Origin of the sequence: Mesorhizobium sp. M0045, from assembly GCF_040323385.1 — a bacterium.
Classification (GTDB): Bacteria; Pseudomonadota; Alphaproteobacteria; order Rhizobiales; family Rhizobiaceae; genus Mesorhizobium.
In genome coordinates this window covers 1-14,675 of the sequence record NZ_JAMYUY010000012.1, presented here as the reverse complement: position 1 = coordinate 14,675, position 14,675 = coordinate 1, and the positions used below count along the sequence as shown (strand labels likewise).

The 14,675-nt window shown below is 61.6% G+C and carries 14 protein-coding genes and 1 pseudogene; all 15 read left to right on the top strand.

What is annotated here, in order from left to right:
• The first annotated feature begins 133 nt into the window (after positions 1-133).
• Positions 134-1,432, top strand: coding sequence for a lysophospholipid acyltransferase family protein (locus NKJ72_RS19225; protein WP_352478924.1), 1,299 nt, complete (start codon positions 134-136; stop codon positions 1,430-1,432).
• A gap of 43 nt (positions 1,433-1,475) precedes the next feature.
• Positions 1,476-1,754, top strand: coding sequence for a DUF4031 domain-containing protein (locus NKJ72_RS19220; RefSeq protein ID WP_352478923.1), 279 nt, complete (start codon positions 1,476-1,478; stop codon positions 1,752-1,754).
• A gap of 204 nt (positions 1,755-1,958) precedes the next feature.
• Positions 1,959-2,756, top strand: a complete 798-nt coding sequence (rpsB, locus tag NKJ72_RS19215; RefSeq protein ID WP_254817316.1) for a 30S ribosomal protein S2 — start codon at positions 1,959-1,961, stop codon at positions 2,754-2,756.
• A gap of 119 nt (positions 2,757-2,875) precedes the next feature.
• Positions 2,876-3,799 (top strand): translation elongation factor Ts, encoded by a 924-nt coding sequence (tsf, locus tag NKJ72_RS19210; protein ID WP_352478922.1) that lies wholly within the window; start codon positions 2,876-2,878, stop codon positions 3,797-3,799.
• Between the two features lie 410 nt (positions 3,800-4,209).
• Positions 4,210-4,932 carry a UMP kinase gene (gene pyrH, locus NKJ72_RS19205; RefSeq protein ID WP_352478921.1) on the top strand — a complete coding sequence of 241 codons (723 nt, stop codon included), beginning with the start codon at positions 4,210-4,212 and terminating at the stop codon, positions 4,930-4,932.
• A gap of 96 nt (positions 4,933-5,028) precedes the next feature.
• The gene (frr, locus tag NKJ72_RS19200; RefSeq protein ID WP_084640965.1) at positions 5,029-5,583 is read left to right on the top strand and encodes a ribosome recycling factor; all 555 of its coding nucleotides are present in this window, start codon (positions 5,029-5,031) and stop codon (positions 5,581-5,583) included.
• A gap of 32 nt (positions 5,584-5,615) precedes the next feature.
• Positions 5,616-6,338: an isoprenyl transferase gene (locus tag NKJ72_RS19195; RefSeq protein WP_352478920.1), complete on the top strand. Its 723-nt coding sequence runs from the start codon at positions 5,616-5,618 to the stop codon at positions 6,336-6,338.
• Between the two features lie 3 nt (positions 6,339-6,341).
• Positions 6,342-7,175, top strand: a complete 834-nt coding sequence (locus NKJ72_RS19190; RefSeq protein ID WP_352478919.1) for a phosphatidate cytidylyltransferase — start codon at positions 6,342-6,344, stop codon at positions 7,173-7,175.
• A gap of 104 nt (positions 7,176-7,279) precedes the next feature.
• Complete coding sequence (gene rseP / locus NKJ72_RS19185; RefSeq protein ID WP_352478918.1) at positions 7,280-8,422, top strand: RIP metalloprotease RseP; 1,143 nt, start codon at positions 7,280-7,282, stop codon at positions 8,420-8,422.
• Between the two features lie 217 nt (positions 8,423-8,639).
• A complete protein-coding gene (gene bamA, locus NKJ72_RS19180) occupies positions 8,640-10,991 on the top strand; it encodes an outer membrane protein assembly factor BamA (RefSeq protein WP_352478917.1) in 2,352 nt (783 codons plus the stop codon).
• Between the two features lie 179 nt (positions 10,992-11,170).
• Positions 11,171-12,229 (top strand): UDP-3-O-(3-hydroxymyristoyl)glucosamine N-acyltransferase, encoded by a 1,059-nt coding sequence (gene lpxD / locus NKJ72_RS19175; protein ID WP_352478916.1) that lies wholly within the window; start codon positions 11,171-11,173, stop codon positions 12,227-12,229.
• Positions 12,222-12,686, top strand: coding sequence for a 3-hydroxyacyl-ACP dehydratase FabZ (gene fabZ, locus NKJ72_RS19170; protein ID WP_023674942.1), 465 nt, complete (start codon positions 12,222-12,224; stop codon positions 12,684-12,686). Before lpxD ends, fabZ begins: the two co-directional genes overlap by 8 nt.
• Positions 12,687-12,699: 13 nt before the next feature.
• Positions 12,700-13,533 carry an acyl-ACP--UDP-N-acetylglucosamine O-acyltransferase gene (lpxA, locus tag NKJ72_RS19165; RefSeq protein WP_352478915.1) on the top strand — a complete coding sequence of 278 codons (834 nt, stop codon included), beginning with the start codon at positions 12,700-12,702 and terminating at the stop codon, positions 13,531-13,533.
• Between the two features lie 6 nt (positions 13,534-13,539).
• Positions 13,540-14,442, top strand: a complete 903-nt coding sequence (locus NKJ72_RS19160) for an LpxI family protein (protein ID WP_502901866.1) — start codon at positions 13,540-13,542, stop codon at positions 14,440-14,442.
• Positions 14,432-14,675: pseudogene (locus NKJ72_RS19155) on the top strand (lipid-A-disaccharide synthase); the annotation flags it as partial. The gene NKJ72_RS19160 and the pseudogene NKJ72_RS19155, both read left to right, overlap by 11 nt.

Genomic DNA, 14,675 nt, shown 5'->3' with positions numbered 1-14,675 from the left:
TCGAACCAACGACAAGCCGCCGGCCGCTATCCGGGATAGTAGCGCTTGATCTTGCGGGGCGTGTCGTATCGACTTGAGCATGCCGCAATTGCCTATCATCGTCTTACGACGGTAAGCGCCGTGGGGGAGCAGGTTGAGCAGGATCGACGTTTTTGTGGCGCCGCGGCCCAATGCGACGCTGATCAAGGCCATGACGTTCGTCAACCGAATTGTCATGCTGCACGGCATTCCAGGCTTTCGCGACCTGTTGCCGTTCAACCGTCTGGCCGGTTTGCGCGGCGTCGCCAATGTCCGCCACATCGATTTTCCGGAGGATGACCGGCAAAGGCTGAAGGCTTGTTGCGGTGCGGGCAAGGCGACGTTCATCACGCCCAACCATCCCGAATTCTTTACCGACTGGATGATCGACAAGGAGGTCGTCTCGCGGGTAAGCCCGCTGGCGGCATCCTGGGCCACGCACGGCGTCGTCAACGGGCTTGGCCGGCTGATGCAGAAATTCTGGTTGGCCAACAATCTGATCGCGCAAATCCCGGGCAACAGCGCGGCCGCCAAGGAACATTCGGTGACCTGGGCGCTGAAGGGGCACGGCGTGCTCCTGCATCCCGAAGGCGGTGTCGGCTGGCATGCCAACATCGTTGCCCCGTTGCTGCCAGGCGCGGTCGAGATGGGATACGAGGCGCTGAAGCGCGGCCGCCTGACCGATCCGGACTTCAAGGTTTGGATAGCGCCCGTGATCTGGAAGCTTGCTTTCACGGGGAATGTCGAGGCAGCGCTGGCAAAGGAATGCGCCTATGTCGAGCACAGCCTGAAGATCGAACGCCGTGCCGCCGATTCGCTGCCGGAGCGCATCCATCATATCTATGCGACGTTGCTGTCGCGCGATGAGGCTGCGTATGGCCTGCGGTCAGATGAGCGGGTTTCGTATGACGCACGTCAAAAGGACCTGCTCGCGGAACTCGGCCGTCGCCTTGCTGAACTTGTCTCGGTCGACGCCGACACGCTCGACACTGCCGAGCTTTTGCGCCGGTCGCGGCGCCGGCTGCGGGAAAACACGGATGGCACCGAAAACCAGGCGCAGGTCCGAACGCTGGCAGATACGATCCAGCGCCTGCAGCGTGTCGGGCCGTGGGCCTCAACCAGTCCGCGCATCACGCAGGAGGAGATCGCCGAACATTTGAAGCGGATCCGCAACGACTATTGCAATGGTACGCTGCGCGATACGATCAACCGTTTCGTGCCGAAGCCGGCAGGCCCACGCCGCGCCTATGTTCGGGTACCGGAGCCGCTAGGCTTGCACGCCTATCAAGGCTCCGTCGAGGAGGCACTCGCCGAACTGCACGACCGGATGCAGGAGACCGTCACCAGGACGATGACGCAACTCGAGGCCGGCGGCGCCTTCATTTTCTATGCCAATCCCTTCTATCATCGTTAGCGGCGTGCTGGTCGGCGCAAGATGAAGGAGTGCGGCAAACCTCATGGCGGTCTATGTCGATGCGGCGATCTGGAAATGGGTCGGCCACCGCTGGTGTCATCTGCTGGCAGACGATACTGACGAGCTGCATCGCTTCGCCGCGCAGCTCGGCGTCAAGCGCTCGTCCTATCAAGGGCCGCCCAAGACATCGGCGCCGCATTATGACATAACCGGGCTGGAGCGTGACCGCGCAGTGCGGTTAGGCGCCATCGAATGCAGCCGCGAGGAGATCGTCGCTGTTTTCCGGCGTGTGCGGGTGCGGAAGGGGAAGATGCGACAATGACACCGGTGCGCTGATCGCCGCACGCTGAGCCGCAAGACGCCACAGCGCTTGCGTTTGTCGTGCTTCCCCTCTATATGCGCGCTCATTCCACACACGGACTTTGGTGTCTGCCCGGGAGAAATCCGGCTGAAACCTCCGGTGGCGTTTGAGGACAAAGTCCAAAAATGCCTGTGTCCGTGGAGGCTAACCGGAAAGGAAATAAGAATGGCTCTGCCTGATTTCAGCATGCGCCAGCTATTGGAAGCTGGCATTCACTTCGGCCACCAGACCCACCGCTGGAACCCGAAAATGGCGCCCTATATCTACGGCGCCCGCAACAACATCCACATCATCGACCTCTCGCAGACGGTGCCCCTGCTGCACCAGGCGCTGAAGCAGGTTTCCGACACTGTTGCCAAGGGCGGCCGCGTGCTGTTCGTCGGCACCAAGCGCCAGGCCTCCGACATTGTCGCCGATGCCGCGCAGCGCTCGGCCCAGTACTATGTCAATTCGCGCTGGCTCGGCGGCATGCTGACCAACTGGAAGACGATCTCGAATTCCATCCAGCGCCTGCGCAAGCTCGACGAGATGCTGGCCGGCGAGGCTCAGGGCCTAACCAAGAAGGAGCGCCTCAACCTCGATCGCGAGCGTGAAAAGCTCGACAAGGCGCTGGGCGGCATCAAGGATATGGGTTCGACGCCCGATTTGATGTTCGTGATCGACACCAACAAGGAAGCGATCGCCATTCTTGAGGCCAAGCGTCTCGGCATCCCGGTCGTTGCCATCATCGATTCCAACTGCGACCCGGACAAGATCGACTTCCCGATCCCCGGCAATGACGACGCGGCCCGCGCCATCCAGCTGTATTGCGATCTGATCGCCAAGGCAGCTATCGACGGCATCGCCCGTCAGCAGGGCGCGCTCGGTGTCGATATCGGCGCATCGGTCGAGGCTCCGGTCGAGCCGGCGCTCGAGCAGACCCCGGCCGCCGAGAGCCCGGCAGCCCAGACCCCGGAAGCATAGTAGCGAAGGCCGGCTGCGGCCTTCATCTTTCCAATATGTTGGCGCGGTAAGCGCTACCGGCACCAGGCGCATCATCGAAAATCGATGGTGCGTCAGTGCATTTAGACAAAGAGGCGACAATGAGCATTTCGGCTGCACAGGTCAAAGAACTCCGCGACTTGACCGGCGCGGGCATGATGGACTGCAAGGCGGCGTTGAACGAGACCAACGGCAATATGGAAGAAGCCATCGACTGGCTGCGCAAGAAGGGCATTTCCAAGGCCGACAAGAAGGCTGGCCGTACCGCTGCCGAAGGCCTGATCGGCGTCGATTCGGGCATCCGCGAGGCAGCGATCGTCGAGGTCAATTCCGAGACGGACTTCGTTGCCCGCAATGCTGCGTTCCAGGAGATCGTCGCCAAGGTCGCGAAGGTCGCGCTTGCCTATGGCGGCAAGACCGAGGCCGTTGCCGCTGCTCCCTATCCGGGCTCGGGCAAGTCGGTCGCCGAGACCATCAAGGACGCCGTCGGCACCATCGGCGAGAATCTGGGCTTCCGCCGCTCGGCCAAGCTCACCGTCGAGCACGGCGCTGTCGCAACCTACGTTCACAATGCGGTCGCCGACGGCCTCGGCAAGCTCGGCGTGCTGGTGGCCATCGAGACGACAGGCAACGCGCATGCCGCGAACGCCTTCGCCCGTCAGGTTGCCATGCATGTCGCTGCCACCAATCCGATGGCCTTGACCACTGAAGAGCTCGATCCGGCCGCGGTGGAGCGCGAGAAGGCGATCTTCGCCGACCAGGCACGCCAGTCCGGCAAGCCAGAAGCGATTATCGAGAAGATGGTCGAGGGCCGTTTGCGCAAGTTCTACGAAGAGGTCGTGCTGCTCAAGCAGGCTTTCGTGCTCAATCCCGACATCACCGTCGAGAAGGCGCTGAAGGATGCCGAAAGCGAGATCGGCGCGCCAGCCAAAATCGCTGCCTACCTGCGCTTCGCGCTCGGTGAGGGCATCGAGAAGGAAGAGACCGATTTCGCGGCGGAAGTCGCGGCAGCGGTCAAGAAGTAAACTATTCGTTTAAAAGGCTTTTTCGGCCGGGTGTCCGCGAGGATGCCCGGCCGAGTTCTTGCGCGGTGTAGGATCAACTCAAGGACAACCTCGGCGCGCTCGATTTCGACATTGCGCAGGACGTTCGGGCACGGCTCGATGCGGTGAGCCGGTCATTCACACCCTTTTTCGTATTCGTTCTTCGGCTCGGAAATACAGGGTGGCCTTACCGGAGGTCAGACAGTCGGTGACAAGCCGGCGGGCTACATGCCGAACCTGTTCATGCAAGGTGCTTTTGCCGTGTAAGCTGAAGCTGGAAGAGAGTTTTCCGGCTCGGGCGCCGCGTGACATCGTGGCGCCCTTCGTGTATCGGAACGCCCAGTGTTTCGGGGCGTGCCGAAACGCGTCACACGCACGATGACGAGGACCAGATGACGGTGAAGCCCCTCTACCGACGTGTCTTGCTGAAAGCATCGGGCGAAGCGTTGATGGGCGAGCAGCATTTCGGCATCGACGTATCGGTGGTCGACCGCATCGCCGCCGACATCGCCGAGGCCCGCGCATTGGGCATCGAAGTCGGTATCGTCATAGGGGGCGGCAACATCTTCCGTGGCGTCGCAGTCGCGTCAAAAGGCGGAGACCGCGTCACCGGCGACCATATGGGCATGCTTGCCACCGTCATCAATTCGCTGGCGCTGCGCACCTCGCTCAACAAGATCGGCGTCGACGCCGTGGTGCTGTCGGCGATCGCCATGCCCGAGCTTTGCGAAAGTTTTTCGCAGCGTCAGGCGACCGCCTACATGAACCAGGGCAAGGTCGTTATCTTCGCCGGCGGCACCGGCAATCCGTTCTTCACCACCGATTCGGCTGCAGCCCTTCGCGCCGCCGAGATCGGAGCCGATGCTCTGTTCAAGGGCACCCAGGTCGATGGTGTCTATTCGGCTGATCCCAAGAAGGACCCGCACGCGACACGTTTCGAGCGGATCAGCCATGACGAAGTCATCAAACGCGGGCTTTCGATCATGGATACGGCGGCGATTGCACTTGCGCGCGAAAACAACATTCCGATAATCGTCTATTCGATCCACGAGAAGGGTGGTTTCGGCGATATCCTGAGGGGTGGCGGCCGTTGCACGGTCGTCGCAGACGATTGACCGGACCATGAACCCGAAAGGGATCGGTTGCGGATGAGGCTCGAACAGGGCTTACCCTAAGCAGTGAACCCGGGTTAACGGGTCGAGGAGACGATGATGAGTGGCGAATACGACGATCTCAAACGGCGCATGGACGGGGCGATCGCCGCGTTCAAGCATGATCTGGCTTCGCTGCGCACCGGCCGCGCGTCGAGCAACCTGCTCGATGCCGTCCAGGTGCAGGCCTATGGCACCACCATGCCGATCAACCAGGTGGCAACAGTGTCGGTTCCGGAACCGCGCATGATTTCGGTTTCGGTGTGGGACAAGTCGATGGTCAGCGCGGTCGACCGTGCCATCCGTGAAGCCAATCTCGGGTTCAATCCTATCGTCGACGGTACCAATCTCAGGATTCCGCTGCCCGAGCTCAACGAACAGCGCCGCAAGGAGCTGGTCAAGATCTCGCACGGTTATGCCGAGAATGCCCGCGTCGCCGCACGACACGTTCGCCGGGACGGCATGGACTTTCTGAAAAAGGCGGAAAAGGACGGCGACATCAGTGAGGACGACCATCGCAAACGGGCCGACCAGGTTCAGAAACTGACCGACGAGACAATCAGCACCATCGACCACCTGCTTTCCGACAAGGAAGCGGAAATCATGCAGGTCTAGGGTCTGGCCACGGCTGGCCCGGAAGTGAGAACATGGCAACGCCCGCGCATGTCGCGATCATCATGGACGGAAACGGACGCTGGGCCAAGGCGCGCGGCTTGCCTCGGCTGGCTGGTCACCGCGCCGGCGTCGAGGCGCTGCGCAAGACAGTGCGCGCCGCCCCCGGCCTCGGCATCTCCTTCCTGACCGTCTACGCTTTTTCGTCGGAAAACTGGTCACGACCGAAATCCGAAGTCAGCGACCTCATGGGCCTGCTGAAGCTTTTCATCCGACGTGACCTCGCCGAGCTGCACCAGAGTGGGGTGCGGATCAGGGTCATCGGTGACAGGGCAGGGCTGCAGCCCGACATAAGGGGGCTGCTCGAGGAAGCCGAAACGCTCACCCTTAGCAACGAGGCGCTGACACTGGTCATTGCCTTCAATTACGGCGGCCGCGACGAGATCGTGCGCACGGCGCGCAAGCTCGCCACAGCGGTGGCGCGCGGTGAGATCGACAGCGAGGCGATCACGGCCGAGTCCTTTGCCAGCTCGCTCGATACAGAGGGCATTCCGGATCCGGAACTGGTCATCCGCACCAGCGGCGAGCTTCGGTTGTCGAATTTCCTGTTATGGCAGGCTGCCTATAGTGAACTCGTTTTTCTGCCTTGCTACTGGCCCGACTTCAGTCGCGAGCACCTGTCCGATGCACTGCGCGATTTCGCCGGCCGCGAGCGCCGCTTCGGCGGACTTGCCGCCCAAGATGTCGCCTCAGGCTGAGGAATGAGCAACCTCCAGCTCCGGGTCATTTCGGCCGTCGTGCTTGCCATCGTCACGCTTGGCCTGACCTGGCTCGGCGGACTGCCCTTCCGGTTGCTTTGCGCTGCCATGGCGGCGGTGATCTTCTACGAGTGGACGCGGATGAGCCGCCCCGTTGCCGCGGCAGGTGCTGGCGCTATGGCAGGTCTCGGCTTTCTGCCCGAGGCGCTGATCGTGGTCTTTATTGGTGCCCTCGTCGCCGGCCTGCCTGCGTCTTTGCTGCTGCCGCTTGTCGCAGCTCTGGTTGCTGTCACTGCCATCGCGGCGTCGATGCGCAAGGCAGGACCGTGGGAAGCATCCGGCCTTGCCTATGCGGCCGTGTCCGGCTTGTCGCTGGCCTTCTTGCGTGATGGCGACTATTCAGGGCTGCTGGCCATTCTGTTCCTATTCGCCGTGGTTTGGGCGACCGATATTTTTGCTTATTTCGTCGGCCGCTCCGTCGGTGGCCCAAGGCTGGCGCCGTCGATCTCGCCGGGCAAGACGCGGAGCGGGGCGCTCGGTGGGGTGGTCGGCGGCGTAGTGGCCGGTCTGCTTCTGGCCGCAGTAGCCGGAATGGGCAACCTCGCCGTGCTTGGCGTGGTCGCACTGGTGCTTTCGATCGTCGCGCAGGCCGGCGACCTGTTCGAATCATGGGTCAAGCGACGCCACGGCCGTAAAGATTCCGGCACGCTGATACCCGGCCATGGCGGCATCATGGATCGGGTCGATGGGCTTGTCGCGGCGGCTTTCGCCCTATACGTCATCGGCTGGATTTCCGCGACCGCCGACCATCCGGCACAGGGGCTGTTTCCGGTTTGAACGGCATCGTCGGTGGGCCGGCGCGGGGCTGCGTCATGGATTCGCCTGGATTGATGTCACAGTCGCGGCGTGATCTGCGCCGTGGATGAATTTGAGGGCATGAATTGAACGAGATTCTTCACGCGGTTTTCAGCACGGACGGCCTTGTCCTCGGCACGCTGGTGCCTTTCCTGTTCGTGCTGACCGTGGTCGTGTTCGTCCACGAAATGGGCCATTACCTCGTCGGCCGCTGGTGCGGTATCGGCGCAAAAGCCTTTTCGATCGGTTTCGGCCCTGAGATCATCGGCTTCAACGACAGCCGCGGCACGCGCTGGAAGCTTTGCGCCATACCGCTCGGCGGCTACGTCAAGTTCGTCGGCGATATGAACGCGACGTCGAGCCAGCCCAGCTCGGAGGAGGTCGAGGCGCTGAGCGACGACGAACGCAAGGTTGCCTTCCACACGCAGCCGATCTGGAAGCGGGCGGCGACCGTCGTGGCGGGGCCGCTGTTCAACTTCCTGCTGACGATCGCCGTCTTTGCCGTGCTGTTTTCCATATATGGTCGGCCGGTTTACGAGCCGATGGTGGCTGAAGTCACCGCAGGCAGTCCGGCAGCGGCGGCCGGCATCATGTCCGGTGACCGATTCGTCAGCGTCGACGGCAGCAAGGTCGAGACCTTTGCCGACGTCCAGCGTCTGGTTTCGGGCCGCGCCGGCGACAGCATCACCTTCGTTATGTTACGCGGCGGCAAGGAAATCACCGTCACGGCGACGCCGCGCTTGATGGAACAACAAGACGCATTGGGCAACAAAGCCCAGGTGGCCGTGATCGGCGTCGTCAACAACAAGGAACTCGGCCAGCCGCGGCTGATCACCTACAGCCCGGCCGGGGCAGTCGGGGCGGCCGTCCAGGAAACCGGACACGTCATCCAGCGCACCGGCCAGTTCCTGCAGCGTTTCGTTGTTGGCCGCGAGGACAAGTGCCAGCTGGGCGGGCCTATCAAGATCGCCAAGATGTCGGGCCAGGCGGCAAAGCTCGGCTTCGAATTGCTCGTCCAGCTTGTTGCATATCTGTCAGTCGGGATAGGAATTCTCAATCTTCTGCCGATTCCCCCCCTCGACGGAGGGCATCTTCTGTTCTACGGCGTGGAAGCTGTCATCCGACGGCCGGTGTCCGAACGGATGATGGAAATGGCTTATCGGAGCGGCCTCATCCTGGTGCTCGGCTTCATGGGTTTTGTTTTCTGGAACGATCTGTTTGGGTGCTGAAATCATGAAGAAATTTGGCTTCAGCGCGACCAATGTTGAGACGCCGTTTACCATGCGTGGGGATATGCGTGACGCGAAAGCCACGCCACAGGGTTAAGTAAATACAAATTAACCAGAAGCCTTGCGTGTAGGGAAAATCCGGTTAATACGGTAGGGGAAATTACCGCACGTCCGGTTTTCTCGCCGTGGGGACTTCGAGAAAAGGTACAAAAGCCCGATGAAGGCAGCATCCAAGTTTCTGAGCGCCGCGTCCGCGGTGGCTATGTCCGCTGCTCTGGTTGTACCAGGCGCGCTCGCAGTGCAGTTCGTTGCCACATCGGCCGCCGAGGCGGCTGTCGTCTCCAGAGTCGAAGTCACCGGCAATCAGCGTGTCGACGCGGACACCATCCGCAATTACGTGACAATCAAGCCCGGCAAGGCGTTTTCCAGCTCCGACATCGACGATGCGGTCAAGGCGCTGTTTGGCACCGGGCTGTTTTCGGACGTGCAGATCAACCAGGTCGGATCGACGCTGGTCATCAAGGTTTCCGAATACCAGGTCGTCAACCAGGTGCTGTTCCAGGGCAACAAGAAGCTCAAGGACAACGCGCTTGCAGCCGCGGTGCAATTGAAGCCGCGCGGCACCTTCTCGCAACAACAGCTCGACGCCGATGTCGAGGCGGTCAAGGCCGCCTACCGGCGTATCGGCCGCGACGATGCCGCCGTGACCACCCAGATCATGGATCTCGGCGACAACCGGGTAAACGTGGTCTTCAACATCAACGAAGGCGGCCGCACCCAGATTGCGGCGATCAATTTCGTCGGCAACAGCGCCTATTCGAGCCGCCGTCTGTCGGACATCATCTCCACCAAGCGCTCGTCCTTCCTGTCGTTCGTGCTGCGCGACGATGTTTATGACGAGGACAAGCTGCGCGCCGACCAGGAGCTGCTGCGCCGCTTCTATTATAATCACGGCTATGCCGACTTCCAGGTCGTCTCGGCTGTCGGCGAACTCGACGACACAACCAACAAATACACCGTTACCATCACGGTGCAGGAGGGCGAGCGGTATACGTTTGGGGACGTCAGCGTCGAAAGCACGATCCCCGAGGTCGACAGCAAGTCGCTTGAATCGGTGGTCGAGACCCACAAGGGCGATGTCTATAACGCCAAGGATGTCGAGGACACGATCATCGCGCTGACCGAAAAGGTCGCCGGTTCTGGTTATGCCTTTGCCCAGGTGACGCCGCGCGGTGACCGCAACTTCGAAAACCACACCATCTCTGTCGTTTATACGATCGACCAGGGCACCAAGGCCTATATCGAGCGCATCGAGATCCGCGGCAACGATCGGACGCGCGACTACGTCATTCGCCGCGAGTTCGATGTCAGCGAAGGCGACGCTTTCAATCAGGTTCTCATCCAGCGCGCGAAGAGGCGGCTGGAAGCGCTTGATTATTTCGAGAAAGTCGAGATTTCCACCGTTCCGGGCTCTGAGCCTGATCAAGTCGTACTGGTGGTCGACGTGGTCGAGAAATCGACCGGTGAGTTCTCGGTCGGTGCCGGTTATTCGACTGGTGGCGAGACGGCTGGTCCGTCCGTCGAAGGTTCAATCAGTGAGCGCAACTTCCTCGGCCGCGGCCAATTCATCAAGGTGGCGGCTGGCGGCGGCAAGAACTCGCGCGACTACAGCTTCTCGTTTACCGAACCGTACTTCCTTGGTCGCCGTATCGCTGCCGGATTCGACATCTACAAGCAGACTCGAAACTATGACCATTACGATAGCGACACGACGGGCGCGACAGTGCGCTTCGGTCTGCCGATTACCGACAACATCTCGACTCAGCTCGCGTATAATATCGCTCAGGAGAAGTATGAGTTCGACGAGAACTGCGACCCTGCCACCTGCGATGTCTCCCAGGCGATTATAAACGGTGTCGAAGAGAGTCCGTGGCTCAAATCGTCGGTTAGTCTCGGCCTAGTTTACAATACTATTGACGACATGAAGAATCCCCATGAAGGCATTTTTGCCAACGTCGGCACGGAAGTGGCTGGCGTGGGCGGCGACGCCAAGTTCATCAAGGTGACAGCGCGCGGCAGCATTTATCAGACGTTGTCCGAACAATTGGATCTGGTAGGCCTCATTTCTGGCGGTGCCGGCCATGTCCAGGGATATGGCAGCGGCGACCTGCGTGTCTTCGACCATTTCCAGAGCAGCGATCGCATGATCCGCGGTTTCGAATATGGCGGCATCGGTCCGGTTGCCTCGGACAACAGCAATGACCATCTCGGCGGCACCACTTACTTCAATGCCTCGGCGGAAGCGCAGTTCCCGCTGCCGGTCATCCCGGAAAGCTTCGGTTTGCGCGGCGCGGTATTCGCCGATGCGGCAACGCTCTACGGCAGCAAGATTGCCTCCAACCTCGTCAATCAGTCGACGACCGGCATGGAATGGCGCGCTTCTGTCGGCGTCGGCTTGATGTGGGCATCGCCTTTCGGCCCGATTCGCATCGACTATGCGATCCCGGTCAAGAAGGAAAAGACCGACGACGTGCAGGAATTCAACTTCGGCATATCGACCCGCTTCTGATGTGCGGGTAACGATGCTTCCGGCTCGTTTGGATCGGGATGTCAGTGATCCGACACTACAGCGCAGTGCGTCCTATCGGACGCTCAAAGAACGTTGTAGCAACTTGATTTGCGCATGATCCTTTCCGAGGATCGATTTCCGATTTCGGGGTCATGCGCTAGCTGGATATTGCTTCTGGAATGACCGATCCGGTGTTCTTCGCGCCCTCACGCCGGTATACGGCCGGCGAAGTCGCGAATCTGACCGGCTCGATGCTTGTCGATTCCGCTCTCTCCGATGTTTCGATCGACGCTCTGGCTCCCGCCAACGAAGGCGGCGAGAACGCCCTTGTCTTCGTCGATGGCAGGCGCAATTTCGCCCTGATGCAGTCACTGCGGGCGGCAGCGGTTCTCTGCCCTGCCGAATTTGCCGCCAAGGCGCCGGCGGGCATCGCGGTTCTGGTGCATCCGCGCCCGCAGCAGGCTTTCGCAATGGTCGGGCGCCTGCTTTTCCCGGCGGCTGCAACGCCTGGGCCGATGACCGGCGAAACCGGTATCTCGCCGCACGCCCATATCGATGCGACCGCCCATGTCGAGCCCGGTGCGATCATCGAAGCGGGCGCGGTCATCGGACCGCGCGCTGCCATCGGCAGCGGAACCGTCATTGCCCCTCATGCGGTTATCGGTCCTTCCTCCCAGATTGGCCGCGACGGCTATGTCGGTCCAGGCGCCAGCGTGCAATATGCATTGATCGGCAATCGCGTCATCATTCATGGCGGCGCCAGGATCGGCCAGGATGGCTTCGGCTTCGTGGCCGGCGCCAAGGGTCCGGAGCGGGTTCCGCAGATCGGCCGCGTCATCATCCAGGACGACGTCGAGATCGGGTCGAATACGACCGTCGATCGCGGCGCCATGTCCGACACGATCATCGGCCAGGGTACCAAGATCGACAATCTGGTGCAGATCGCGCACAACGTTCGCATCGGCCGCAATTGCATAATAGCCGGGCTTTCGGGTATTTCCGGTTCTGTGACGGTAGGCGACAACGTCACCATGGGTGGCGGCGTCGGCCTTGCGGATCATTTGACCATAGGGTCCGGCGCCAAGCTTGCGGCAAGAAGCGGGTTTATGAGCAATGTGCCTGCCGGTGAGATTTGGGGAGGATATCCGGCGCAGCCGATGGCGGAAGCTATGCGCGAGATAGCGGCCTTGCGCAGACTTGCACGGACGCGCAAACAGGGTGAGGGGGGAAATGGCTGACATCGCAGCGGCGACGCTCGAAGCGGTTGACATAATGCGGCTGATGAAGCTCCTGCCGCACCGCTATCCGTTCTTGATGATCGACCGTATTGTCGACATAGATGGCGACGAATCCGCAATCGGCATCAAGAACGTCACCATAAACGAGCCGCATTTCCAAGGTCATTTCCCCGACCAGCCGGTCATGCCCGGCGTACTGATCATCGAGGCGATGGCGCAGACGGCCGGCGCCATCTGCATCCGCAGCCTTGGTACGGAAAAGCCGTCGCTGGTTTATTTCCTGACCATCGACAATGCCAAGTTCCGCAAGCCGGTCGTTCCAGGTGACCAGCTGAAAATTCATGTGAAGAAAATCAAGAAACGCGGCAATCTTCTCAAATTCGCTTGCGAGGCCCTCGTCGATGGCGCCAAGGCGGCGGAAGCCGAGATCTCGGCGATGATGGTCGCAAGCGGCTGACAAACGAATGCTAATGAAAATCCAGACAGTCATCCATCCATCGTCGGTCATCGAGGCAGGCGCCCAAATCGGCGAAGGCGCCCGCATCGGGCCCTTCTGTCACGTCGGCCCTGATGCCGTGATCGGCGACCGCGTCGAACTGGTCAGCCATGTCTCGGTGATTGGCGCGACCACCATCGGTGCATCGACCAAGGTTTATCCGATGGCGATACTGGGCGGACCACCGCAGAACACCAAGCACAAGGGCGGCCGTACCACGCTGGTGATCGGCGAGAACTGCACGATCCGCGAAGGCGTCACCATGCATGTCGGCACCGATTCCAGCCGCGGCGAAACGACGATCGGCGACAACGGCAATTTCCTTGCCTATGCCCACATTGCCCATGACTGCGTGGTCGGCAAGAACGCCACCTTCGCCAATCAAGCGACGTTAGGCGGGCATTGCGAAGTCGGTGACAATGTCTACATCGGCGGCCTTACCGCGGTTCATCAGTTTGTCCGCATCGGCGATAACGCCTTTCTCGGCGGCTGCTCGGCGATCGTCGGCGACGTCATTCCCTACGCCATCGCCGTTGGCAACCGTGCCAGCCTTCGCGGCCTCAACATCATTGGGCTGAAGCGCGCCGGCCTGCCACGTTCGGAGATCCATTTGCTGCGCAAAGCCTATAAGACGATCTTCGATCGCTCCCGGACCGTCGGCGAAAACATCGAATTCGCCAAGGCGGAGTTCGCCTCGTCGCCGACTGCCATGAAGATCGTCGATTTCATCGCCGGTCGCGGCAAGCGGCACTATGCCGTGCCGTCGCTCAAGGGTGGCGACGGCGACGATACCGATGATGAAGACTGAGAGCAGATGACGAAGATTGAGGCTGCCGGAAAGGGCCTTGATCTCGCGCCAGATGCCAAGGTCGGCATCATCGCCGGCGGCGGCAGCCTCCCGGTCGAAATTGCCCGAGCGCTCGCCCGGCAAGGCAAATTGCCCTTCATCGTGATGGCGGCGGGCGAGGTCGATCGCATAGCCGATTTCGAGGCCTATGAGCAGGCAACCTTGAGGCTGGAAGACGTCGGCTCGCTGTTGCCGATCCTCAAGCGGCATCACGTTACGCATCTGGTGACCGCGGGTCATATCACGCGCCGCCCCAGGCTGAGCGCCATGCGCCTCAATTTGGGCCTGCTCGCCTGGCTGCCCAGCCTCTTCGTCGGTGTAACTCGGGGAGATGATACGGTGCTGAAATTGTTCGTGCGCAGGATCGAGCGCAGCGGCATCAAAGTCGTCGGCGCTCACGAGATCGTGCCGGAGCTGGTCGCCGCCGAAGGACTGCTGACCAAGGCGGCGCCACGCAAAGCCGACTGGCGCGACATCGAGGCGGCGCACGCGGCGGCAAAAGCCATCGGCGCGCTGGATATCGGCCAAGCGGCTGTTGCGGTCGGCGGCCGCGCCATTGCGCTGGAAGGCGTCGAAGGGACTGACGGGCTGCTCGAGCGGACAAGGGAGTTGCGCGGGCACGGCAGGCTGGCGGGCAGGACGCGCGGTGTCCTGGTCAAATGCGCTAAGCCCGGTCAGGAACTGCGTGCCGACCTGCCCTCCATTGGCCCGCTGACCGTCGAGGCGGCGCATGCCGCCGGACTGGCCGGCATTGCCGTAGAAGCCGGCCGCTCGCTGGTGCTCGAAGGTCCCGCCACCATCGGGCGTGCCAATGCGCTCGGCCTGTTCGTGATCGGGCTGCCTGCTGCGGAGCCGGCGCATGGCGAATGAGCGGCCGTTGAAGATAGCTATCGTCGCCGGCGAGGAGTCCGGTGACCTGCTTGGCGCCGATCTTGTGCAGGCGTTAAAGCGCATGACCGGGCGCGACGTTCGGCTTGTCGGCATCGGCGGCCGCCATTTGCAGGCGCTCGGCCTGGCGCCATTGTTCGACGGCAGCGAGATCGCGCTGATGGGACTTAGCGCCATCCTGCGCGACCTGCCGCGCCTGATGCGGCGGATCGGCC

Bases quoted from the DNA above. Each gene is read 5' to 3' on its own strand.
- NKJ72_RS19220 (WP_352478923.1), top strand. From the start codon at position 1,476: ATGGCGGTCTATGTCGATGCGGCGATCTGGAAATGGGTCGGCCACCGC.
- rpsB (WP_254817316.1), top strand. From the start codon at position 1,959: ATGGCTCTGCCTGATTTCAGCATGCGCCAGCTATTGGAAGCTGGCATT.
- tsf (WP_352478922.1), top strand. From the start codon at position 2,876: ATGAGCATTTCGGCTGCACAGGTCAAAGAACTCCGCGACTTGACCGGC.
- pyrH (WP_352478921.1), top strand. From the start codon at position 4,210: ATGACGGTGAAGCCCCTCTACCGACGTGTCTTGCTGAAAGCATCGGGC.
- frr (WP_084640965.1), top strand. From the start codon at position 5,029: ATGAGTGGCGAATACGACGATCTCAAACGGCGCATGGACGGGGCGATC.
- NKJ72_RS19195 (WP_352478920.1), top strand. From the start codon at position 5,616: ATGGCAACGCCCGCGCATGTCGCGATCATCATGGACGGAAACGGACGC.
- NKJ72_RS19190 (WP_352478919.1), top strand. From the start codon at position 6,342: ATGAGCAACCTCCAGCTCCGGGTCATTTCGGCCGTCGTGCTTGCCATC.
- bamA (WP_352478917.1), top strand. From the start codon at position 8,640: ATGAAGGCAGCATCCAAGTTTCTGAGCGCCGCGTCCGCGGTGGCTATG.
- lpxD (WP_352478916.1), top strand. From the start codon at position 11,171: ATGACCGATCCGGTGTTCTTCGCGCCCTCACGCCGGTATACGGCCGGC.
- fabZ (WP_023674942.1), top strand. From the start codon at position 12,222: ATGGCTGACATCGCAGCGGCGACGCTCGAAGCGGTTGACATAATGCGG.
- lpxA (WP_352478915.1), top strand. From the start codon at position 12,700: ATGAAAATCCAGACAGTCATCCATCCATCGTCGGTCATCGAGGCAGGC.
- NKJ72_RS19160 (WP_502901866.1), top strand. From the start codon at position 13,540: ATGACGAAGATTGAGGCTGCCGGAAAGGGCCTTGATCTCGCGCCAGAT.